This is a genomic window from Actinocrinis sp. (assembly GCF_035605935.1).
GTDB lineage: Bacteria > Actinomycetota > Actinomycetes > Streptomycetales > Catenulisporaceae > Actinocrinis.
In genome coordinates, this window is record NZ_DATNGK010000148.1 from 1 (window position 1) to 20241 (window position 20241).

Annotated in this window: 18 protein-coding genes and 1 pseudogene; 8 read left to right on the top strand and 11 right to left on the bottom strand. The window is 69.8% G+C overall.

The window, feature by feature from the left end; all coding sequences use genetic code 11:
• On the bottom strand, positions 1 to 848 hold an 848-nt coding region (cobC, locus tag VN779_RS12430), incomplete at its 3' end, for an Rv2231c family pyridoxal phosphate-dependent protein CobC (protein ID WP_325722662.1).
• A gap of 46 nt (positions 849 to 894) precedes the next feature.
• On the opposite strand from cobC, the gene VN779_RS12435 reads away from it, so the two are divergent.
• Positions 895 to 1881 carry a cobalamin biosynthesis protein gene (locus tag VN779_RS12435; protein WP_349260754.1) on the top strand — a complete coding sequence of 329 codons (987 nt, stop codon included), beginning with the start codon at positions 895 to 897 and terminating at the stop codon, positions 1879 to 1881.
• Entirely contained in the window at positions 1878 to 3494 is a 1617-nt protein-coding gene (locus VN779_RS12440) for a cobyric acid synthase (RefSeq protein WP_325722666.1), read from the top strand. Before VN779_RS12435 ends, VN779_RS12440 begins: the two co-directional genes overlap by 4 nt.
• A gap of 94 nt (positions 3495 to 3588) precedes the next feature.
• Here VN779_RS12440 and VN779_RS12445 read toward each other — a convergent pair whose 3' ends face one another.
• Positions 3589 to 3786 (bottom strand): hypothetical protein, encoded by a 198-nt coding sequence (locus tag VN779_RS12445; RefSeq protein ID WP_325722668.1) that lies wholly within the window; start codon positions 3784 to 3786, stop codon positions 3589 to 3591.
• Positions 3787 to 4331: 545 nt separating this feature from the next.
• Between VN779_RS12445 and VN779_RS12450 the strand changes: the two are divergent.
• Positions 4332 to 4952 (top strand): annotated as a pseudogene (locus VN779_RS12450) (D-alanyl-D-alanine carboxypeptidase family protein); the annotation flags it as partial.
• A 245-nt stretch (positions 4953 to 5197) separates the two neighbouring features.
• On the opposite strand, the gene VN779_RS12455 reads toward VN779_RS12450, so the two are convergent.
• Positions 5198 to 6796 (bottom strand): MFS transporter, encoded by a 1599-nt coding sequence (locus tag VN779_RS12455; protein ID WP_349260753.1) that lies wholly within the window; start codon positions 6794 to 6796, stop codon positions 5198 to 5200.
• Positions 6797 to 6929: 133 nt separating this feature from the next.
• On the opposite strand from VN779_RS12455, the gene VN779_RS12460 reads away from it, so the two are divergent.
• Together VN779_RS12460 and VN779_RS12465 are read left to right on the top strand one after the other, a co-directional pair.
• Positions 6930 to 8219, top strand: a complete 1290-nt coding sequence (locus VN779_RS12460; protein ID WP_325722672.1) for a glycosyltransferase 87 family protein — start codon at positions 6930 to 6932, stop codon at positions 8217 to 8219.
• 158 nt (positions 8220 to 8377) lie between these two features.
• A complete protein-coding gene (locus VN779_RS12465) occupies positions 8378 to 9997 on the top strand; it encodes a glycoside hydrolase family 53 protein (protein WP_325722674.1) in 1620 nt (539 codons plus the stop codon).
• Positions 9998 to 10029: 32 nt separating this feature from the next.
• On the opposite strand, the gene VN779_RS12470 is transcribed toward VN779_RS12465, so the two are convergent.
• The 3 genes from VN779_RS12470 to VN779_RS12480 all read right to left on the bottom strand — a co-directional run bounded on the left by VN779_RS12470 (position 10030) and on the right by VN779_RS12480 (position 13592).
• On the bottom strand, positions 10030 to 10392 hold the full coding sequence (locus tag VN779_RS12470; RefSeq protein ID WP_325722676.1) for a metalloregulator ArsR/SmtB family transcription factor: 363 nt from the start codon (positions 10390 to 10392) through the stop codon (positions 10030 to 10032).
• Between the two features lie 127 nt (positions 10393 to 10519).
• Complete coding sequence (locus tag VN779_RS12475) at positions 10520 to 12004, bottom strand: RNB domain-containing ribonuclease (RefSeq protein ID WP_325722678.1); 1485 nt, start codon at positions 12002 to 12004, stop codon at positions 10520 to 10522.
• 127 nt (positions 12005 to 12131) lie between these two features.
• Positions 12132 to 13592, bottom strand: a complete 1461-nt coding sequence (locus tag VN779_RS12480; RefSeq protein ID WP_325722680.1) for a glycosyltransferase family 87 protein — start codon at positions 13590 to 13592, stop codon at positions 12132 to 12134.
• A gap of 143 nt (positions 13593 to 13735) precedes the next feature.
• Between VN779_RS12480 and VN779_RS12485 the strand changes: the two genes are divergently transcribed.
• Complete coding sequence (locus tag VN779_RS12485) at positions 13736 to 14512, top strand: peroxide stress protein YaaA (protein WP_325722682.1); 777 nt, start codon at positions 13736 to 13738, stop codon at positions 14510 to 14512.
• Between the two features lie 39 nt (positions 14513 to 14551).
• On the opposite strand, the gene VN779_RS12490 is transcribed toward VN779_RS12485, so the two are convergent.
• The 3 genes from VN779_RS12490 to VN779_RS12500 are packed head-to-tail and all read right to left on the bottom strand — an operon-like array spanning position 14552 to position 17509.
• Positions 14552 to 15802 carry a bifunctional RNase H/acid phosphatase gene (locus VN779_RS12490; protein WP_325722684.1) on the bottom strand — a complete coding sequence of 417 codons (1251 nt, stop codon included), beginning with the start codon at positions 15800 to 15802 and terminating at the stop codon, positions 14552 to 14554.
• 5 nt (positions 15803 to 15807) lie between these two features.
• Positions 15808 to 16548: a zinc ribbon domain-containing protein gene (locus VN779_RS12495; protein ID WP_414639658.1), complete on the bottom strand. Its 741-nt coding sequence runs from the start codon at positions 16546 to 16548 to the stop codon at positions 15808 to 15810.
• Between the two features lie 28 nt (positions 16549 to 16576).
• Positions 16577 to 17509, bottom strand: a complete 933-nt coding sequence (locus VN779_RS12500) for a Nif3-like dinuclear metal center hexameric protein (RefSeq protein WP_325722688.1) — start codon at positions 17507 to 17509, stop codon at positions 16577 to 16579.
• Positions 17510 to 17572: 63 nt separating this feature from the next.
• On the opposite strand from VN779_RS12500, the gene mug reads away from it, so the two are divergent.
• Positions 17573 to 18142, top strand: coding sequence for a G/U mismatch-specific DNA glycosylase (mug, locus tag VN779_RS12505; RefSeq protein WP_349260755.1), 570 nt, complete (start codon positions 17573 to 17575; stop codon positions 18140 to 18142).
• Positions 18143 to 18227: 85 nt separating this feature from the next.
• On the opposite strand, the gene VN779_RS12510 is transcribed toward mug, so the two are convergent.
• A complete protein-coding gene (locus tag VN779_RS12510) occupies positions 18228 to 19307 on the bottom strand; it encodes a Zn-dependent alcohol dehydrogenase (RefSeq protein WP_325722692.1) in 1080 nt (359 codons plus the stop codon).
• A gap of 114 nt (positions 19308 to 19421) precedes the next feature.
• On the opposite strand from VN779_RS12510, the gene VN779_RS12515 reads away from it, so the two are divergent.
• A complete protein-coding gene (locus VN779_RS12515) occupies positions 19422 to 19859 on the top strand; it encodes a MarR family winged helix-turn-helix transcriptional regulator (RefSeq protein ID WP_325722694.1) in 438 nt (145 codons plus the stop codon).
• On the opposite strand, the gene VN779_RS12520 is transcribed toward VN779_RS12515, so the two are convergent.
• Positions 19856 to 20152 carry a YciI family protein gene (locus VN779_RS12520; RefSeq protein WP_325722696.1) on the bottom strand — a complete coding sequence of 99 codons (297 nt, stop codon included), beginning with the start codon at positions 20150 to 20152 and terminating at the stop codon, positions 19856 to 19858. The genes VN779_RS12515 and VN779_RS12520 overlap by 4 nt on opposite strands.
• Positions 20153 to 20241: the final 89 nt, after the last annotated feature.

A 20241-nucleotide genomic window follows, 5' to 3' on the forward strand; every position in this document is an offset into this window, starting at 1 on the left:
TCCTCGAGGTGCGCACGGTCGCGCGCCGCCTGCTCGGCTAGTCGGTCGGCTTCGGCCAGCGCGCGCGGCTCGCTGCACGCTTCGGCGGCCGCGAGGGCCGGAGTCGAGACCGACCAGAGCGGCTGCGCGGCTCGCAGCTGCTCGACCACATCGGGCGCCGCGAGCACATAACCGATGCGCAGCCCGGCGAGGCCCCACGTCTTCGTCAGGCTCCTGATCACGACGAGGCCGGGCAGGTCGTCGCGCCCCGCCAATGACTCGGCTTCGCCGGGGATCGCGTCGATGAACGCCTCATCGACGACTAGTAGCCGGCCTGGTCTGGCGAGCGCGGCAATGCGGTTCGCGGGATGCAGCACACCGGTTGGGTTGGTGGGGTTGCCGACGATGACGAGGTCCGCGTCGGCGGGTACCAGGCTCGGGTCGAGCGCGAAGCCGGTGGATTCGGGCAGGATCGCGCGCTCGACTCGGTGTCCCGCGGCGAGGAGTGCGGCCTCCGGCTCGGTGAACTGCGGATGCACGACCACCGGATGTCGGGCCGTCACTGCTCGCGCGATCAGCACGAACGCCTCGGCGGCGCCCGAGGTCAGCAGGACGTTGTCCGAGCGGCGGCCGTGGCGGGCCGCGACGGCGCCGGTCGCACGCGCCGGGTCGGGGTACGCGGCCAGTCCGGTCAGCGACGCAGCGATCCGGTCGAGCAGCCAGCTCGGCGGCTGCGGGATCCGGACGTTGACGGCGAGATCGACGAGCCCGGCGGCGGCTTCCTGGTCGCCGTGGTGGCGCAGGTCGTAGTCGCCCGCGCCGGAGCCGACGCGGTGTGCATGGCAGTCGGCCTCGTGCTCCTCGCGCATCCGGCTATTGTCGCGCCTGAGCCGATGCGCGCATAACGGTAGGGTGCTGGACGTGCGAAGAAGATCTTCCGGGGCCGTCTGGGCGCTCGGCCTCGCAGCGGGATACGCCGCGGACACGCTGGTCGCGGATCCGAGCCGCGGCCATCCCGTCGCGGCGTTCGGCCGGGCGGCGAACGCGCTGGAGCAGCGCTGCTACCAGGATTCCCGAGCGCGCGGCGCCCTCTTCGCCGCTGCCTGCGTCGGCGGATCGGCCGCACTGGGTTACGCCGCGACGCGTGGTTCGCGCGGACGGCCACTGACCGCCGTCGCGACGATGGCCGCGGCGACCTGGATCGTGGTCGGCGCGGCCTCGCTGCGCCGGGAGGCCAGCGCGATCGGCGACCTGCTCGAAGCCGGGGATCTCGCCGGTGCGCGCGAGAGGCTGCCGCGGCTGTGCGGCCGGGATCCGCGCACTCTCGACGAGCGCGAGATCGCGCGAGCGGTGGTGGAATCCGTCGCCGAGAACACGTCAGACGCTGTCGTGGCGCCGCTGTTCTGGGGCGCGGTCGCGGGCGTTCCGGGGCTGTTGGCGTACCGCGCGGCGAACACGCTGGACGCGATGGTCGGCCACCGCTCGGAGCGCTACGCGCGGTTCGGCTGGGCTTCGGCGCGCCTCGACGACGCGTTGAACCTGGCGCCGGCCAGGCTGACCGGCGCGCTGACCGCGGTTCTCGCGCCGACGGTCGGCGGCTCGCGCCTTGAGACGTGGCGCACGCTGCGGCATGACGGCGCAAAGCACCCGAGCCCGAACGCAGGACACTGCGAAGCCGCTGCGGCGGGCGCACTCGGCCTGCGGCTCGGCGGGACCAACAGCTACACGTCAGGCATCGAGCACCGGCCTTACCTCGGGGTCGGCCGTAGTCCGCGCGGCTTCGACATCGCGCGCGCGAATCGGCTTTCCGCCGCGGTTTCCACAGCTGCGGCTGTCGGCTTTTCGGCCGGCGCGCTGGCGATTCGGGTCGCCGGAGCGCGGCGCGGCAGAAGACTGCGATGACTTCGGCAGCGGCAGCGAGTTCAACGTCGGCGGTGGGTTCGAAGTCGGCGGCGAGTTCTGCCGAGCGTGCCTCGGCGCGCAGCGGGGCGCTGCTGGTCGCGGGCACGACTTCCGACGCCGGAAAGAGCGTGATCACGGCCGCGATCTGTCGGTGGCTGGCCCGGCAAGGCGTGCGGGTCGCGCCGTTCAAGGCGCAGAACATGTCGAACAACTCAGCGGTCTGCGTCGATCCCGGCACCGGAGCGGGAGCGGAGATCGGGCGCGCGCAGGCGATGCAGGCGGCGGCGGCCGGAGCGGCACCGGAACCCGCGATGAACCCGATCCTGCTCAAGCCGGGCGGCGATCGGTCCAGCCAGGTCGTGGTACTCGGCAGGGCGCTGACCGAAGCGAACGCTCAGTCGTATCAGAGCTTGAAGAAGCAGCTGCTCGGGCCGGTGCTCGACGCTTTCGACGACTTGCGCTCGCGCTATGACGTCGTGGTCTGCGAGGGCGCCGGCTCCCCGACCGAAATCAATCTGCGCGAGGGCGACCTGGCGAACCTCGGCTTGGCCCGCGCCCGCAATCTGCCGACGGTGGTCGTCGGGGACATCGACCGCGGCGGCGTGTTCGCCGCGTTCCATGGGACGGTCGCGCTGCTGGCGGCCGCCGACCAGGCGCTCATCTCAGGGTTCGTGGTCAACCGGTTTCGCGGTGATCCGGCGCTGCTGGAACCGGGTCTGCGGATGATCGAAGGCCACACCGGGCGGCCGGTGCTCGGCGTGTTGCCGTACCTGCGCGATATCTGGCTCGACGCCGAGGATTCGCTGACGCTTGAGGGCCGCCCGCAGATGACCGGCCGCGCGGAGCCGCACGGCCGCGAACCGCTGTCCGTCACAGTCGTGCAGCTACCTCGCGTCTCCAATTTCACCGATGTCGACGCGTTGATGCTGGAGCCGGGCGTCGAGGTCTCGTTCACCACCGGGCCGCGCGGTATCGCGGAGGCGGATCTCGTTGTGCTGCCTGGCACCAAGGCGACAGTCAGCGACCTGACCTGGCTGCGGGAACGCGGGATCGCCGAGGCACTGGCCGCGCGGGCGGCACGCGGGGGCGCGCTGCTCGGGATCTGCGGCGGTTACCAGATGCTCGGCAAGACGATCGACGATCCGGTGGAAAGCCGCAGCGGCCGCGTCGACGGGCTCGGACTGCTCCCGGTCTCCACCGACTTCGCGCCGGACAAGACCCTGGCGCGGCCGGCCGGAGCCGGGCTTGGCGAGCCGGTGACTACGGGTTATGAGATCCACCACGGCCTGGTCTCGGTTCACGGCGGGGAGCCGCTGTTCACCGATCCCGCAGGCGGGGCGCTGGATGGCTGCGTATCAGGGAACGTGATCGGCACGCTGTGGCACGGAACGCTCGAATCGAACGAGTATCGGAGGGCATTTCTTCGGTGGACGGCGCAGCGCGCCGGCCGTGCCTTCGAGCCGCATCCGCACACTGATTTCGCGGCGGCCCGCCAGGCGCAGTACGACCGGCTCGCCGACGCGCTCGCCGAGCACGTGAACACCGACGCCCTCTGGCGGTTGATCGAGAACGGCCCGACGCCCGGACTGCGTCTGCTGCCGCCCGGCGCCTAAGGTGAGGAGTTCTACGACGATGGATGGTCAGGGCACCGTCGTAAGGCACGCTGCGACCTCGAGGCTCGCCAGGTCCCGATCCCGGACTCGACGGCTACCGGGCGGGCTGGGACGACGACCCGGCCAACTCGACCAACGCACCGGTGAAGTCGCTGCCCGCGCGCGCTAAGGAGATGGCGTCGGGATGACGTAACGTGTAGAAGTAGTCGAGCGAGCGGGCCTGGCGCGGGAGTCCTTGGAAGACCCTCGCAACCAGGCCCGTTGCCCGCGCGTCCAGAGGAGAAATCTGCACGGAGATTTCTTTTGGGGACACCGCGTGCCCGGCCCGACAGGTGGAGGCCCGACCGGATGGAAAGCACTGCCGTGGAGCGCGCGGAACGGCCCGAGGCCACTGCGGCGGAGCAGCCGGAACAGACCGAACAACCGCAGTGCGAAGCGGCAGCGGAAGCAGGCGTCGAGATCAATCTCGAGGCGAACCAGGAGCAGACCACTGCTGCGGACGCCGCCACAGCGGCCGCACCTTCCGGATCCGGTCCGGCGAACACCGGGAATTCGCCGGCACCCGCACGGATCGCGTCCGACTACGACCGGAACCGCACGCTCGGCATCCGGGTCATCGCGTTCGTCATCGCACTCTGCGTCCTGGTGACCGGGTGGGCGCTGGCGAAGACGGCCGCGACCCACGGCGCATCGAGTTCGGCCAGCGTAACGGGACACAAGCCCGGCGCCTCCGCCCCCGCACCGCCGCGCCTCGTGCAGCAACTACCCACCACGGTGACCATCCCCGGCAGCGCGCCGGCGATCCCCTGGCCGCGCGTCGGGCAGGCCGCGATCGAAATGGACGGCTACGGCTCGCTCGGCACCTCGGGCAAGGCGACTACACCGGTCCCGATCGCCAGCGTGACCAAGACGATGACCGCGTACCTGATCCTCGCGCACCATCCCCTCGCGACCGGTGAAGCAGGACCGTTCATCACCGTCAGCTCCGCTGAGGCCGGCGCCTACAAAGTCGAGACGAAGCAGGGGCAGTCACTGGTCAAGGTGTACGCCGGGGAGCGGATCAGCGAGCGCGATGCTCTGGAAGCGCTGATGCTCGCCTCGGCCGACAACATCGCGAAGATTCTCGCGCGCTGGGACGCGGGCTCGGTGCCCACGTTCGTCGCTGAGATGAACGCGGCGGCGCGCAAGCTCGGCATGACGCACACCACTTATACCGATCCCTCTGGCCTTGACCCGGCCACCGTCTCCACCGCGCCGGACCAGGTGATATTGGGCCAGGCGGCGATGCGGTCGGCCGCGTTCGCCGCGATCGTGGGCGAGCAGTCCGCGAGCGTGCCGGTCGAAGGCACCATCCACAACTTCAACCGGCTGGTCGGCCAAAACGGGGTGACCGGCATCAAGACCGGCTCGACCGATCAGGCCGGCGGCTGCCTGCTGTTCGCGGACACAGTCACCGTCGGCGACCGAACCGAGACCGTCATCGGAGCGGTGCTCGGGCAGCCGCTCGGCACTGGCGACAGTTTCCTCGACCAGACGCTGATCGCCGCCGCGAGGCTGTTCGCGGCCGCACAAGGAACCGTCGCCGCGACCACGATCGCGGTACCCGGCAGCCAGGTGGCAGCGCTTTATCGAGGTGGCTCGGCGAGCGAGACGCCGCTCGGCGTCTTGGCACCGGTGGTCGTGGTCGGCCGACCGGGACAGAGCTACCGCGTCTCGGTGTCGGGAGCGGCGACCGCGCCGGTGCTGGCGGTGACCCCCGTGAACGGCGCGGGCTCGGGCTCGGGTTCCGCATTCGGTTCGGCGGTGACCGGCTCGCTCACCGTTGCGCTGGCGCCGCTGGTTCCGCGCGGTGCCGTGCCGGCGTGGTGATCGGGTAGCGGTTGCTCGCCGGCCGGGAAGAGGGCCGCGGCGCGTTCGGCGCTTGCCTTTGCCCGCGCGGTCGTGGTCAGCACGCCGAGCACCGCGACGATCAATCCGCAGCCGGCCACAATCGCCCAGCCCGCGTGGCTCGCCGCGCTGAAACCCTCGCGCATCGAACCGTGCACCCGCGCGACGGCCACTGTGCCGATCAGCGCGACGCCGAGTGACTGCCCGACCTGACGACTCGTCGAGGCGACCGCGGCGGCGACGCCGGACTGCGCGCGCGGCATCCCGGAGACCGCGGTGTTGGTGATCGGCGCGTTGACCACGCCGAAGCCGAAGCCGAACAGCGCGTAGACGACGCCGAGGTAGAGCAGCGAGGTGGTGTTGGTCATGGACAGCAACAGCAGGCCGGTCACGCCGATGAAGATCCCTGACGCGAGCAGCGGACCACGACTGCCGCGCTCGGCGACCAGGCGTCCGGAGAGCGGCGCGAAAATCGCCGTGATCGCGGCCATCGGCAGCGTCATCAGTCCGGCCTTCATCGCCGAGAACCCGCGCACGTCCTGGAGATAGAGCGTGTTGAGGAAGAGGAATCCGGCCAGCGCGATGAAGGCGCAGACCGCGATCACCGTCGCCCCGCTGAACGGGACCGAGCGGAAGAAGCGCAGCTCGATCAGCGGCTCCTCGCGCCTCGACTCGTAGCGCACCAGCGCGGTCAATCCGGCCGCGGTGAACGCGAACAGGCCCAGGATCAACGGCGAGGTCCAGCCGTGATTCGGGCCCTCGATGATCGCGTACGTCACGGCGGCGAGCACCGCGATGACGAGCACCTGGCCGACCGGGTCCGGTCTGCGTCCGCGCTGCGCCCGCGACTCGGGCACGAACAGCGCGGTCAACACCAGCGCCGCCACACCCACCGGGATGTTGACCCAGAAGACCGACCGCCAGCCGACCGCCTGCACCAGCAGGCCGCCGAGCACCGGGCCCGCCGCCATGGAAAGGCCGACCACGCCGCCCCACACGCCTATCGCGCGGGCCCGTTCCTTCGAGTCGGTGAACGTGTTGCTGATGATCGACATCGCGACCGGGTTGAGCATCGAGCCGCCGATCGCCTGCAGCGCGCGGAAGCCGACCAGCCAGCCGAGCGACGGCGCGGCCGAGCAGAGCGCGGAGGCTAGCGTGAACAGCACGAGGCCCAGTTGGAAGACCCGGCGGCGGCCGAGCCGGTCTGCGGTCGAACCGGCGAGCATCAACAGGCTGGCCAGGACGAGGGTGTAAGCGTCGATAATCCATTGCAGGCCGGAGACCGGCGCGTGCAGGTCGTGCTGGATCGACGGTAGGGCGACGTTCACGATCGTGTTGTCGATCGCGACGATGAACAGGCTCATACAGCAGATCGCCAAGATCAGCTGGCGACGCCGTGGGCTGGGGTCAGGCAAGCTCTTCCCTTAGCTCAACTAATCAAATCGAAAATAATGATACTCCCCCAGCAAATCCCCGGTCGAGCCGATTCGGATAGCATCGACCCGCTCATTGATCGCACCACGTGGACAAGCGGGGTTAGTCGGGACCATGGGGGCGCGCAACGTGGCGGTATTGCGGGAGAGCCGGCAGGAGGGTCAGCAGACCGTCGGCGAAAGGCAACGCAGGGGTCGGACGGTCGCCCTGTGCGCCCTCGTGCTGCTTGTGTTCGCCGTTTCGCTGATCACCGTCACCAAGGGCAAGCTCAACTTCGACGTCTACCGGGTCGACCTGAACGTCTACCGGCTCGGCGGGCGCGCCTGGCTCGACAACAAGGACCTCTACGGGCAACTTCCGCTGACCCGCAACGGCCTCAACCTCGGCTTCACCTACCCGCCGATCTCCGCCATCGTCATGTCGCCGCTGGCCATGGTGCCGGCGCGGCTGGCCGGAGTCCTGATCAGCGCGATCACCCTCGGCCTGCTGATGTCGGTGATCGCGCTGTTCCTGCGCACGGCCGGGCTAGCCCAGGGGGTTCGCAGCTGGCGGCTGGCCGCGCTGCTGTTGCCGGTCGCGGCGCTGTTCGAGCCGCTGCGCACGAACCTGGCATACGGTCAGATCAATGTCATCCTGATGGCTCTGGTCACGGTCGACTGCCTGCTGCCGCGGACCTGGTGGCAGATCGCGGGGCGGCCGATCGGCTGGCCGCGCGGAGTGCTGGTCGGCCTGGCCGCCGCGCTCAAGCTGACCCCGGCCATCTTCGTGCTCTACTTCGTCGCCCGCAGACAGTGGCGCGCGGCGATCACGTCGGTCGCGTCTTTCTTCGTGGTAACCGGAATCGGCGCGCTGTGCGCTCCGCATGACTCGCATGAGTACTGGACCAAGATGGTGTTCGACACCGGCCGGATCGGCCCGATGGCTTTCGCCGGAAACCAGTCGCTCAACGGCTTTCTGTACCGCACCCACCTGGCCGGTAACGCAGAGCACGATGCGTGGCTCGCCGTGGCGGCACTGGTCGGTGCCGTCGGCGTTTACGCCATCTTCCGTGCGGCGCGCGCGGACCGGCAACTGCTCGCCCTCAGCCTGACCTGCTGTATGACGCTGCTGGTCTCGCCGGTCTCATGGTCACACCACTGGGTATGGGCGGCGCCTATCGTGCTGACCGGACTGCTTGCCGCGTACCGGGCCCGTAACCGCGCCGCACTCGCTCTTTTCGGCGGCGGCCTCGTGCTCTTCCTGGTCTCCCCGCAGTGGTGGTTCCCGGGGACGCAGAACCGTGAAATGCACTGGGCCTGGTGGGAGCAGGCGATCGGGAGCGCCTACGTGTGGGCCGCGCTCGGCGCGCTGATCGCCGTGGCGCTTGGGTACGCTCCCAGCCTCCTACCTGCCGATCCGCAGTAGTCCATCGACACACTGGGCTGGGTAGTGCTAGAAATACTGCTGCCTAGATTGGGAGCGCTCCCAGAATTGTGCGGATGACGGGGCGCCGGCTCCCGACCGGGCGAGAACAGCACGCGCCAGGAAACGCCCACCCTCAGCTGCCGATCTCAGGAGTCGCAATGACGCGTCATCCGTCCGGCCCGCGCGATGCGCGCCGTCGCCGCCGCCAGCATTTCAACCGCAGCCTCACCCTCGCGCTTCCCCTTGCCGCCGCGCTCGCCGCGACGACGCTCGCGGCGGTCCCGGCCTCCGCCACCACCAGCACGCCCACGATCGCCAATGCCGGTTTCGAGGCCGACGGATCCGGAGTCGCTTCGCCCTCGGGTTGGTCGAGCAGCGGAACCACCTCCGCCGACTACACCGAGTCCGGCGGCCACTCGGGCTCGTACCGCCTCTCGCACTGGGCGTCTTCGGCCTACGCGGTCGACACGTATCAGACGATCTCCAATATCACGAACGGCTACTACACCCTCGGCGTGTACGTGCGCTCGAATGACACCGGCGGCTCGAACTACATCTCACTGTCGGGCTGCGGTAGCTCCACCAAGACGACGTACGTACCCGTCGATTCGGATGGCAACTGGCTGCACATCGTGGACTACGTATACGTGTCCGCCAACAAGTGCACGATCAACCTCTATTCGAGCAGCGCCGCGAACGCGTGGACGAACTACGACGACGTCACATTCACGGCCGGTTCGGCGCCCGTGGCCATCCGCGGCGGCGACACCTCCAGCCTGTACCGCGGCGAACAGCTCGGCGGCGTGTATTACGACAGCTCGGGCACGAAACAGAACGCCTTGCAGATCCTCAAGAACGGCGGCATGAACTACGTCCGGCTGCGTGTCTGGGTCAACCCGCAGGACGGGATGAACAACGAGGCGACGCTGCTGGCTTCGGCGAAGCAGGCGTACAGCACGTACGGCCTGCCGATCCTGCTGGACCTGCACTACTCCGACACCTGGGCCGACCCCGGTCACCAGACCACCCCGGCGGCCTGGTCCGCCGACACGCTCAGCCAGTTGGAGAGCCAGGTTTACGCCTACTCGAAGCAGGTCGTCGGCGACCTGGTCGCGCAGGGCACCCCGCCGGCGATGGTCCAGGTCGGCAACGAGATCAACGGCGGCATGTTGTGGCCGGACGGCTCGACCTCGAATTGGTCGCAGCTTGCCGCGCTGCTCAAGCAGGGCGTCGCCGGGGTGCGGGCGGCCCGTTCGTCCACGAAGATCGTGCTGCACTTGGCCGCCTCGGACAGCCTGTCCACGCTGGAGAGCTGGTACAGCACGGCGATCAGCGACGGAGTCTCGTTCGACGTGATCGGCATCTCGTACTACGACTACTGGCACGGCCGGCTCGACGTGTTGCAGACGGACCTCAACGGCCTCGCGGCGAAGTACGGTAAGCCGGTGATGGTGGCCGAGACCGCGTACCCGTGGACGATGGCCAACGCCGATTCCGAGACCAACTCGGTGACGTCCTCGAACACCACCCTCGACCCCGGCTATGCGGCGAGCTCCGCGGGCCAGGCGGCGAACCTGCGTGACGTGCTCTCGATCGTGCAAGCGGTCCCGAACGGCCTCGGCCTCGGTGCGTTCTACTGGGAGCCCACCTGGACCGCGGTCGCGGGCAACGGCTGGGACCCGACGAACGCGTCCTCCGGCGACGGCTGGGAGAACCAGGCGGCCTTCGACTTCGGCGACAAGGCGCTGCCGGTGGTCAGCCAGTTCGCCGCGCGCTGAGCCGGTAGCCGGCCCAGGCCGGGCGGTTGCGCTCAGTGCGATTCGAGCGGAACCGCCTGGCCGAGCACGGCATCCAGCAACTGCGGGAAGGCCTCGTCCAACTCGGCACGTCGCAGCGAGACGTACCTGTGGGTGCCCTGCGCGCGGGTTCTGGTGACCCCTGATTCGCGCAGCACCTTCATATGGTGTGACAGCGTCGACTTGCCGACGGTGAGCCCGGCCAGCTCGCCCACCTTGTTGCAGCACTCCTCGCCTTGGTCGGCGAGCGCCCGCACGATCGCCAGCCGCCCCGGATCAGCCAGCGCGGCCAGCACAGTGGGCAGGTCTAACTGCTCGGCGGCGGGCTCCTGCGCGGGGGTGGTCACCTGGCTGGACAGCGGTTCCTCGACAAGCACCCTTCCACTGTAATACCAGCTGACTTTGCGTTCTGCGCAGGTGCGGACCGCCAAGAACGCCCGGAGCGACCGGGAAGCACCGCCGAGGGCGCCAAGGGCGGCGTGGTGACTGCGACGTGACGGCGGGTCAGACCGCGTCGATCCAGTCGAACAGGACCCGCCGACTCGCCGGGTCCGCGGACACAAGGCGTACCCGCAGCTCAGCGCCCTGCGGCAGGTCGTGCCCGTCGAGCCGGGCTATCACCGCGGGCTCGCGCAGCATCACCACGCCCGCGTCCGGCTTGCCGTTACGGTCCCAGTCCACCCGGTCGTTCAAGTCCAGCACCACGCCCTCGAAGACCTCGCCCACCCGGTCGCGCAGCAGCACCGCCTCGGCGAGGTCGACGCAGGCGCGCTCGACCGCCTTGGACCGCCGGTCGCCGGCGTCCATGAGTTCGGGCAGGGCCGGCAGCGCCTCGCAAACCCAGTCCGGCACCTCCTCACCCGCGCAGAGGCTGACGCAGATCTCGGTGCCGAAGCGATCGACCAGCCGCCGCAGCGGCGCCGTGACGTGCGCGTACTGGGTGGCCAGCGCGGCGTGCACGGGCCGCGGCGGGATCTGGCCGTCGAAGACCTGATAGCCCGCGCCGCGCAGCAGCGAGGTGGCCTCGGTGAGGAACGCGGCGTGCCGCGGCCTGGCCGGGTTCATCCGCCGGATCAGCGTGGCGTAAGGCTCACCGTCCGGCCAGCGGACCTTGAGCGCGCGGGCCGCCCGGCGCAGCCGTCCGACGGTCGCGTCCCCGGGCTCCGGCAGCACCCGCAGCACGCCGACCTCGGCGTACAGCATCAGGTCGGCCGCGGCGATTCCGGCGAGCAGCGAGATCTGCGCGTTCCAATCCTCGACCGGCAGCGGCGCACGATACTCAAGCCGCCAGCCGTCGTGATCCGCGACGACCTGCTGCACCGGGGCGTTCAGGCTGATGCCGCCGCGCAGCGCCTCCCGATCGCGCAGCAGCATGCCGACCTCGCGCAGCAGATTCATCACCTCGGGCGCGGTCCCGGCGTCCAGTTCACGCTGCACCTGTGGATAGTCGAGACGCGCCCGCGATCGCACCATCGCGCGCCGCGCCTCCACCGAAGTCATATCGCCGGAGGAATCCAGGTCGATCTGCCATAGCACCGCGGGCCGATCCTGCTCGGGCAGCAGCGAGGCCGCGCCCTCGGAGAGCACCGGCGGATGCAGCGGGACCCGGCCGTCCGGCAAGTAGATGGTCTCGACCCGGGCGCGTGCCTCAAGGTCGAGTGGTGAACCTGGGCGCACGAACGCGGCCACGTCGGCGATCGCGTACCAGACCCGAAAGCCGCCGCCGCGCCGCTCGATCCACATGGCCTGGTCGAGATCCATCGAGCCCGGCGGGTCGAGGGTGACCAGTGGCAGGTCGGTTCGGTCAACCCGGCCGGCGTCCGGATCGCGGGCGTCACGTGCGGCGCGCTCGGCGTCTGCCAGCACCTCGGGCGGGAACTCGGCGGGCAGCGCGAACTCCGCGCGGATCGCGTCGAAGCCCTTGCACAGCGCGGCGCGCGCTTCGTCGGGCGCGTCGGCGCTGTCGATCACCAGGACTCGGCGGGGCACAGCGCGCAGCGTAGCGGCTAGGCCAAGACAATGCACGGACGCACCGACGCCGGAAGGCGCGCAGGCCCGTGGCTTGCGGCCTGCGGCCGACTCGATGCGTTGGCCGCCTAACCGGCGCGTTAGCCGCTTAGGCAGGCGTGGAACCGGCGGGCACTGCGGGATCGCCGCTGGACGTACCCGCGCCCGCACTCTGATGAGCCGGCGTGGCCACCGCCTGGCCGGCGTCGATCCCCTGCGCCGTAACGCCTTCCTCACGCGCGACGACTTCCGTTTCCTCGGCTGGCTCGGTGGTGGCGCTCGGAGCGTCGGCGGAGGCGTCGGAGACCGGCGCGGACGAGCGGCCCCGCCACGGGAGGAACGGTCCGGCGACGGTGTCCCGCCACAGGTCGATGAAGCCGATCGCCGCGGCGGCGATCAGCAGCGCGTCGCGCAGCGTGAGCGCCAGGATGGTGCTGAGGTGGAAGTGGATCAGCGAGGTGAAGTTATACGGGAAGATCCACTGCGTCACCGGCAGCGACACCAGGATCAGCAGCGCGCTGCGACGCTGCGAGGTGTCCTTGGACAGCAGGCAGAAAGCCGCGGTGGCCAGCAGCCAGATCAGGTACTGCGGGCTGATGACCCGGCTGGTGACGATCATCAGCAGCGTGGCGACCAGCGTCGCGTCGGCGACCACCGTCGGGCGCCACTGCTTGCGCCACCACCACCAGGCCAGCAGCGCGAACACCAGCACCGTGGAGGCGATCGCCACCTTGCCGGCGAAGCCCGCGCCGAACCCGAGCACTTCGAGCGAGCCGTAGTGGCCGTGGATCCGGCCGTGCCAGATGCCGGCCCGCCTGGCCAGCAGGAACGGCACCGCCCAGATGCTCTCCACCTCGATGCCGCGGTGGCCCTGGGTGTGCAGGAACCAAGAGCCGTTACGGAAGGAGAGCATGCAGATCACCGTCACGGCGACGGCGGCGGACACCGCGGTGGCGATGGTCTGCCAGCCGCGCTTGGTGCGCGGCAGCCCGAAGACGGTGAGGCCGGGCCAGATCTTGATCGCGGTGCCGATGCCGATCAGCGAGCCGGCGATCCAGCGGCGGCCGTTGAGCTGCTTCTGCCCGGCTTCCGCGCCCGGCAGCGGCACGCCGCGGCCGAGAATCGCCAGCGCCGCGACCACGGGCATCGCGGAGAACACGTCGAAGCGCCCGTAGATCAGCGGCCCGAGGAACGGCACGCTCAGGATCCAGAACCACGGCCCAAGCCAGCTCTCCCGCCGGCGCGCGGTCAGCAGCAGCACCAGGATGACGATCGCGTCCGCGATGAAGGCGAGCCGGACGAACTGGCCCTGGTAGTCGGCGCCCGGCAGCGCCTTGGGCAGCAGGAGCAGCGGACCGACCAGCGGCGGGTACTGCCAGCTGTTGTCGCCGACCGGCAGCGCGCCGTGCTTGAGGGCACCGTCCACCCACCGCGTATAGACGATGATGTCGCCGATGCTGCGGCGGCCGTACCAGGCCCATAGGTGCCCGGTGGTCATCAGGTAGAGGGGGATGCGACTCGCGAACCAGCCGAGGACGACGTAAACGGTCCGGCGGTTCAGCTGCGACATGGGCTGACGTCTCCCCAGTTTCCTCGGACACAATCGTTCGACTCGGATCGCACGGCCCCCCGCCGCGTCGATCAGCGGCAGTTTAGAACGTGGGCTAGAGTTCCCCAGGCCGATAGCTGACCTTGCCGGAGAATCGTTCCAGAATGTTCATCTTCGTACCGCCGTCCGAAGGGAAGGCCGTTCCGACGGACGCGCAACCGGTGATCTCCGGTTCCCTGGTGCTTCCTCAGCTCTCGCCGACGCGCAAGAGCCTGGTCACCGCGTTGAAGCGGCTCAGCTCCGGCCGGCCGGCCGCCGCCCTGGCGACGCTGGGACTGAGTGAGGGCCAGCGCGCGGAACTGGCATACAATCAGGTCATTGACACGGCGCCTGCCGGGCCGGCCGCTGACGTGTACCGCGGCGTCCTCTACGAGGCACTTGACCTGCCCGGTTTGCGCGCGCAGGACCCGGAGGCGTATCGGCGGGCCGAGAATTCAGTGCTCGTATTTTCGGGTCTGTGGGGGGTGCTTCGACCGGCGGACCGGATCCCGTACTACCGCTGCTCCGCGGGGGTGAAGCTGCCGCGTCTCGGCTCGGTCACCGCGGTTTGGCGCAAGGCGCTCAGCGAGCCGCTCACCGAACTCGTCGGCGAACATCTCGTGGTGGATCTGCGGTCCACGTCATACGCCGGTATGTGGCGCCCCGGCCCGCGGACGGTGACCGTGCGCGTGGTGCATGAGCGGATGGTCGGCGGCGTGCTCAAGCGGTCGGTGGTGAGCCACTTCAACAAGGCCACGAAAGGACGACTGATCCGCGATCTGCTGCGTTGCGGCGCTGAGCCGAAGACGCCGGAGGAGTTCGCGGACACCTTGCGCGATCTCGGCTACCGGGTCGAGGGCGGCCCAGCGGGCGCGTTCGATGTCGTCGTGACAGAGATCTGACGCGGTTACAACTGGTACGTCCGCGCGCCGGAGACACCGCTATAGATAGAGGTGTGCGGTGTCGTTGATGCAGCGCACATTGGCCACGCCGTCGCCGTAGTAATCGATCACGCTGAGCGAGGCCGCGGCCAGCTCCATCCGATGCACCGCATCCAGCGGCGCGCCGAGGGCCTGGCACAGCAGCGTCTTGATCGGCGTCACGTGCGTGACGATCAGTACCGTCTTGCGCGGGAAGCGCACCAGCGCCCGGTCTCTGGCCACCGCCGCGCGGGCCGCCACCTGCTCGACGGATTCGCCGCCCGGCGCGGGGCTGGCGGTCGAGCCGAGGAAGGCGGCCAGCTGGTCCGGGTACTGCGCGCGGGCCTCGGCAAAGGTCAGCCCCTCGAACGTGCCGCAGTCCAGCTCCCGGAAGCCTTCCTCCACTCGCGGCTCGATCCCGGCGGCGCTGGCGACGGCGGACGCGGTCTGCTGGGTGCGGCGCAGCGGCGAGGTGATGATCGCATCGATGCGGCCGTACCGGGGATCACCGGATCCGTCGGGGGTGGCGAACCGTCGCGCGGCCGCACCCGCTTGGGCGAGCCCTTCCGGGATCAGCTCCGGGTCGCCGCCGAGCCCGGAGAACCGCTTCTCTCCGGTCAGCGCGGTGGAGCCGTGGCGCAGCAGGAGCAGGCGGGTCGGTTTGCCGAGGTCCGCGGAGGCGCCGGCGGACGGTACCGCCCACGCCGCAGCGCCGTGGCGATCGGTGCCGGTTCCGGTCTCGGTGTGGGTTTCGACGGCGGACAGCTGCGTGGTTGACCGGCCTGATGATGCGACATTCGCGGTCCCAGCAGCTCCGCTTGGCTCCTCGGCGACCGGGAGCACCTTGGCGCTCCACACCTCGCCGCGGGCAGCCGCGTCCAAGGCCTGATTCGCCAGTCGGTCGGCGTGCTTGTTCTGGCTGCGCGGCACCCAGGTGAAGGCGACGCCGTTGGCCGGGAAGAGCTCGCGGGCGCGCGCGGCCAGCGGCTTCATGTCGGGGTGCTTGACCTGCCAGCGGCCGGAAAGCTGCTCGACCACGAGCTTCGAGTCCATGCGGACCTGGACCCGCGCCTGCGGATCGATGCGCTTGGCCCCCTCGAGCCCGGCGATCACGCCGCGGTATTCGGCCACGTTGTTGGTGGCGTGGCCGATCGCCTCGGCCAGTTCGGCGAGCAGTTCGCCGGTGTCGCCGTCGCGGACCACCGCGCCGTAGGAGGCTGCGCCGGGATTGCCCCGCGATGCTCCGTCGGCCTCGACGATCAGGGTTCGCACGATCGCTAGATTCCCGATTCCGCGGTGCGCACGAGGATCCGGCGGCAGGAGTCGTGCCGCAGCACCGTGTCCGGCGCGGCGGCGCGGATCTCGTTCACCTCGGAGATGTCGAGTTCCAGCCGGCAGCCCTCGCAGCGGCGCTGCTTGATCGCCGCGGCCCCTATCCCGCCGTACTGCGCGCGCAGCTTCTGATAGAGCGCGAGCAGATCGGCGGGCAGCTGCGCGGCCAGCAGTGCGCGCTGCGAGGTGGCGAAGGCGAGGTCCTTGTCCACGGATGCCTGCTCGTCGGCGAGCGTGATGGTCACCCGCGCCAGGTCCGCCTCGGCCGCCTCGCGCTGCTTTGTCAGCTCAGCGGTGCGGTTGTCGGCGATCTCGACCCGCTCCATCACCTCGAGCACGATGTCTTCGAGGTCTGACTGGCGCTTGGCCAGCGATTCCAGCTCGCTTTGCAGGTTGGACAGTTCCTTCGCGCCGACCGAGCCGGAGTCCAGCAGCTTGCGGTCCCGGTCCGCGCGGGTGCGCACCTGGTCCACGTCGGCCTCGGCCTTGCGCTGCTCGCGGGCCAGGTCGGACTGCGCGGTGGTGGCGGCGACAAGCAGGTCGCGCAGCTGCCTGGCCCGGTTTTCCAGCGAGGCGTGCTCGGCCAGCTGCGGGAGGGTGCGGCGGCGGTGCGTCAGCTGGTCAAGCTTCGAGTCCAACGCCTGAAGGTCGAGCAGTCGCTGCTGGTCGGCGGGCGCGGCTTGCACGGCTGGCACCTCTTCCTGTCCTCATTCTTCACTTCTGCGGCGCGTGCAGCGTCCAGGGGTCGGTGACCAGCTGGGACACGCGGATCTCAACCGTACCGCGCTCGGGGCCGCGCTCATGCCCGCGAAGGCCGTGCTCATGACTTTCGGCGAGCCCGGCGGTCAGCAGCGCGGCGGCGTCGGAAAGCCAGGGCCATTCGCTGGCCCAGTGCGCCACGTCGACAAGCGCGGGACCGGTGCCCGGCTTGGCGAATTCCCCGGCTTCGAGCGCTTCTGATGCGGCATGGTGGCGCAGGTCGGCGGTGACGTACGCGTCGGCTCCGGCAGCGCGCACCGCTGAAAGCAGCTCGCGATCCTCGCCCGCACCTCCACAGACGGCGACGAGCCGGATCGTGCGCTCGGGGTCTCCGGCTACGCGCACTCCCGCGCTGGTCGGCGGCAGGGCGAGGGCAACGCGTTGGGCGAAGGCGCGCAGCGATTCGGGTTCGGGCAGCACGCCGAAGCGGCCGAGTCCGCGCCCTGAGCCCGAACCGTGGCCGCGGCCGGCCGAGCCGTTCGGCGCGACGCCTTCGCCGGCAGAAGGCAGGATCGGCCCGATCACCGAGAGATCGAGGGCACGGGCGAGGGCGTCCGAGACGCCGGGGCTCGCGACGTCGGCGTTGGTATGCGCGGTCAGCAATGCGACGCCGTTGGTGATCAGCCGGTGCACGGTGCGGCCCTTGAAGCTCGTCGCCGCGACCCCGTGCACCGGCTTGAGCAGCAGCGGATGGTGCGTGACCAGCAGGTCAGCGCCCCAGGCGACGGCCTCATCGACAACGGCGTCCACCGGGTCGACCGCGAAAAGCACCTTGTGCACCTCGGCCGCCGGGTCGCCGCACACCAGCCCGACCGCGTCCCAGGACTCGGCCCAGCGCGGATCGTAGGCGGCGTCCAGAATCCCGACGACTTCGGCGAGCGTTGGCATGGAGGAATGCTACGGTGCGGCGGTGTGACACCCCAGCCGGAAACTCCGCCAGCCCTGCTTCCGATCGCCGACAGCGCGGCCCGCCGCATCCGGCCCACTGCGCAGCAGCTGGCCGCGGCGCACGGAAAGACGATCCCTGACGTACTCGGCCCGGATCTTCGAGTCCTGTTCTGCGGGATCAACCCGGGCCTGTGGTCGGCGGCGATCGGCAAGCATTTCGCGAGGCCGGGCAATCGGTTCTGGCCCGCGCTGCACGGCTCCGGATTCACCCCGCGGCTGCTTGGCCCGTGGCAGCAGGAAGAACTGCTGGAACTCGGCCTCGGCCTGAGCAACGTGGCGTCGCGGGCCACGGCGCGCGCGGATGAGCTGACGCCCGAGGAACTGCGCAGCGGCGGCGAAATCCTGGCCGAGAAGGTCGCCACATACCGGCCCCGCTGGGTTGCGATCCTCGGCATCGGCGCCTACCGGACCGCGTTCGGCCGTAAGGACGCGACGATAGGCCCTCAACCGTCGAAACTAGCTGGCAGTCCAGTGTGGGTGCTCCCGAATCCGAGCGGCCTCAATGCACACTGGACCGCCGCGACACTGGCCGAGGAGTTCGCCAGGCTGCGCGTCGCGGCTGACGAAAGCTGACCGGCGCTCTGCGCGCCACAGTTGCCGGGAAGACCCGTCTAAAGGGCAGCCGTCTGGATGGAGTGGTCCGAATCCGAGCGCTCGATCAGAACTCGATGATCGAGCGGATTCCTTCACCTGCTCGCATCTGGTCCAGCGCCTCGTCGACCCGTTCCACCGGTAGCCGCGCCGTGATCATCGACTCCAGGTCGAGCCGTCCAGAGCGCCACAGCCGGACCAGCCGACCGTACTCGACCCGCACGTCCGCGCCGCCGTACCAGGTCGGCAGGATCCGCTTGCTGTCGTAGAAGAGCTCTGCCATCGAGAAGGAGACCTGGTCGTCCCGGCCGCCCGCGCCGACGACGACAACCGCGCCGCCGCGTCGAGTCAAGTCATACGCCTGACGCACGAGACCACCACGGCCTACGCATTCGAATACGTAGTCGAAGCCGCGCGGGCCAGTCACTTCCTCGCGCGCCGCTCCGGCGTCGTCCGGGGCGACGGCTCGGGTGGCTCCGAATCGTGCGACCATTCCCCGCTTTGCCTCGCTCGGGTCGATCGCGACGATGTCCGCGGCGCCGGCGATGCGTGCGCCTTGAATGGCGGCGATGCCCACTCCGCCGCAGCCGATCACCGCGACGGTGGATCCAGGCTCGACGCGCGCGGTGTTCAGCGCGGCGCCGACTCCGGTAGTGACTGCGCAGCCGATCAGTGCCGCGACGTCGAAGGGCACGTCCTTCGGCACCGGGACCGCACACTGCCAGGGCAGCACCACTTCCTCGGCCCACGTACCCGTGCCGCACATGCCGTACAGCGGCGCGCCGTCGACGGCGAAGTTCGCGGTCAGCGCGGTCTTGGCGAACAGCTCAGTGCACAGATTCGCCTCGCCGCGCAGGCAGTCGGCGCACCGGCCGCACGGCGGAACCCAGCACACGATGATGTGATCACCGGCCGCCAGCCCCGCCACTTGGCCGCCGACCTCGACGATCTCGCCGGCGCCTTCGTGCCCGAGCACGAACGGCTTCTTGTTCGGCAGCACGCCCGCCATCGCGGACAGGTCGGAATGACACACTCCGCTCGCCCTGATCCGGACCTTTACATCGCCGGGACCGAGTTCGCGCGTGGTGACATCGTCCCGCACCTCGGTCCGCTGCTGACCACCCTTCCGCACCAGCGCCGCCCGCATCCCGACCGCCTCTCTGTAGCAATGCCGGCCGCACTCCCGGCCTGAAGGACTGTACTGACCGAACCCCGGGTTTGAAATATTTCATCTGCTTAACCTTCCGGGTACCATGGCAATATGCGGCGTGACCCGATAACCCGTGAGGTCGTGGACCTGATCGCCGGCATGTCGACCCGGTTCCACGACGAATACGAGGCAGCGGCCGCGACTCACGACCTCACCGGTGTGCAGGCGAAACTGCTGGGCGTGGTCGCGGAACGCCCGGTGCCGATGAACCAGATCGCGACGCTGCTCAAGTGCGAGCCGTCCAATATCACCGGCCTGGTCGACCGGCTGGCGGCGCGCGGCTTCGTGACGCGGCAGCCGAGCCCGACCGACCGCCGGGTCAAGCTGGTCACCGCGACCCCGGCCGGCGCGGAGGTGAGCGGCAAGGTGTGGGCGAACCTGGACTTCGCCGCCGAGCCGCTGGCCGCGCTGAGCGACGAGGAGCGGCGCACGCTGCGTGATCTGCTGCGCCGCATCGGACAGAACGGCGCCGCGCCTCCGGTGAGTTAGGGCGCGTCTGCCGGTGCGGGGTCGCGAGTGAGCGCCTCGTTCCAGCCGAGGATCCGCCATGAGTCGACGACGCCGTTCAGTACGAACGGATCGTCCTTCACGAACGCCTCCGCCGCCTCTCTCGTCTTGAACACGGCCATGGATCCGTCCGCCTGCGGATCGGCGAACGTGCCGATCAGCTCCAGTTCCCCGGCTTCCACGAACTCGGTCCAGTGCGCGCGATGGGCGGCGAAGTGCGCTCTCGCGTTGACCGCGACGTTCGGCGCGGACTGATAGAACACGACATACTTCACGGGGCCGCCTCTCGTCGTCTGCCGACCACGGTAGTGCGGCGGTCCGACAGGCGGCTTGTTACTGCCTGGTAGCATGGTCCGCTCTTAGT

Bases quoted from the DNA above. Each gene is read 5' to 3' on its own strand.
- VN779_RS12440 (WP_325722666.1), top strand. From the start codon at position 1,878: ATGACTTCGGCAGCGGCAGCGAGTTCAACGTCGGCGGTGGGTTCGAAG.
- VN779_RS12460 (WP_325722672.1), top strand. From the start codon at position 6,930: ATGGGGGCGCGCAACGTGGCGGTATTGCGGGAGAGCCGGCAGGAGGGT.
- VN779_RS12465 (WP_325722674.1), top strand. From the start codon at position 8,378: ATGACGCGTCATCCGTCCGGCCCGCGCGATGCGCGCCGTCGCCGCCGC.
- VN779_RS12480 (WP_325722680.1), bottom strand. From the start codon at position 13,592: ATGTCGCAGCTGAACCGCCGGACCGTTTACGTCGTCCTCGGCTGGTTC.
- VN779_RS12485 (WP_325722682.1), top strand. From the start codon at position 13,736: ATGTTCATCTTCGTACCGCCGTCCGAAGGGAAGGCCGTTCCGACGGAC.
- VN779_RS12500 (WP_325722688.1), bottom strand. From the start codon at position 17,509: ATGCCAACGCTCGCCGAAGTCGTCGGGATTCTGGACGCCGCCTACGAT.
- VN779_RS12510 (WP_325722692.1), bottom strand. From the start codon at position 19,307: ATGCGGGCGGCGCTGGTGCGGAAGGGTGGTCAGCAGCGGACCGAGGTG.
- VN779_RS12515 (WP_325722694.1), top strand. From the start codon at position 19,422: ATGCGGCGTGACCCGATAACCCGTGAGGTCGTGGACCTGATCGCCGGC.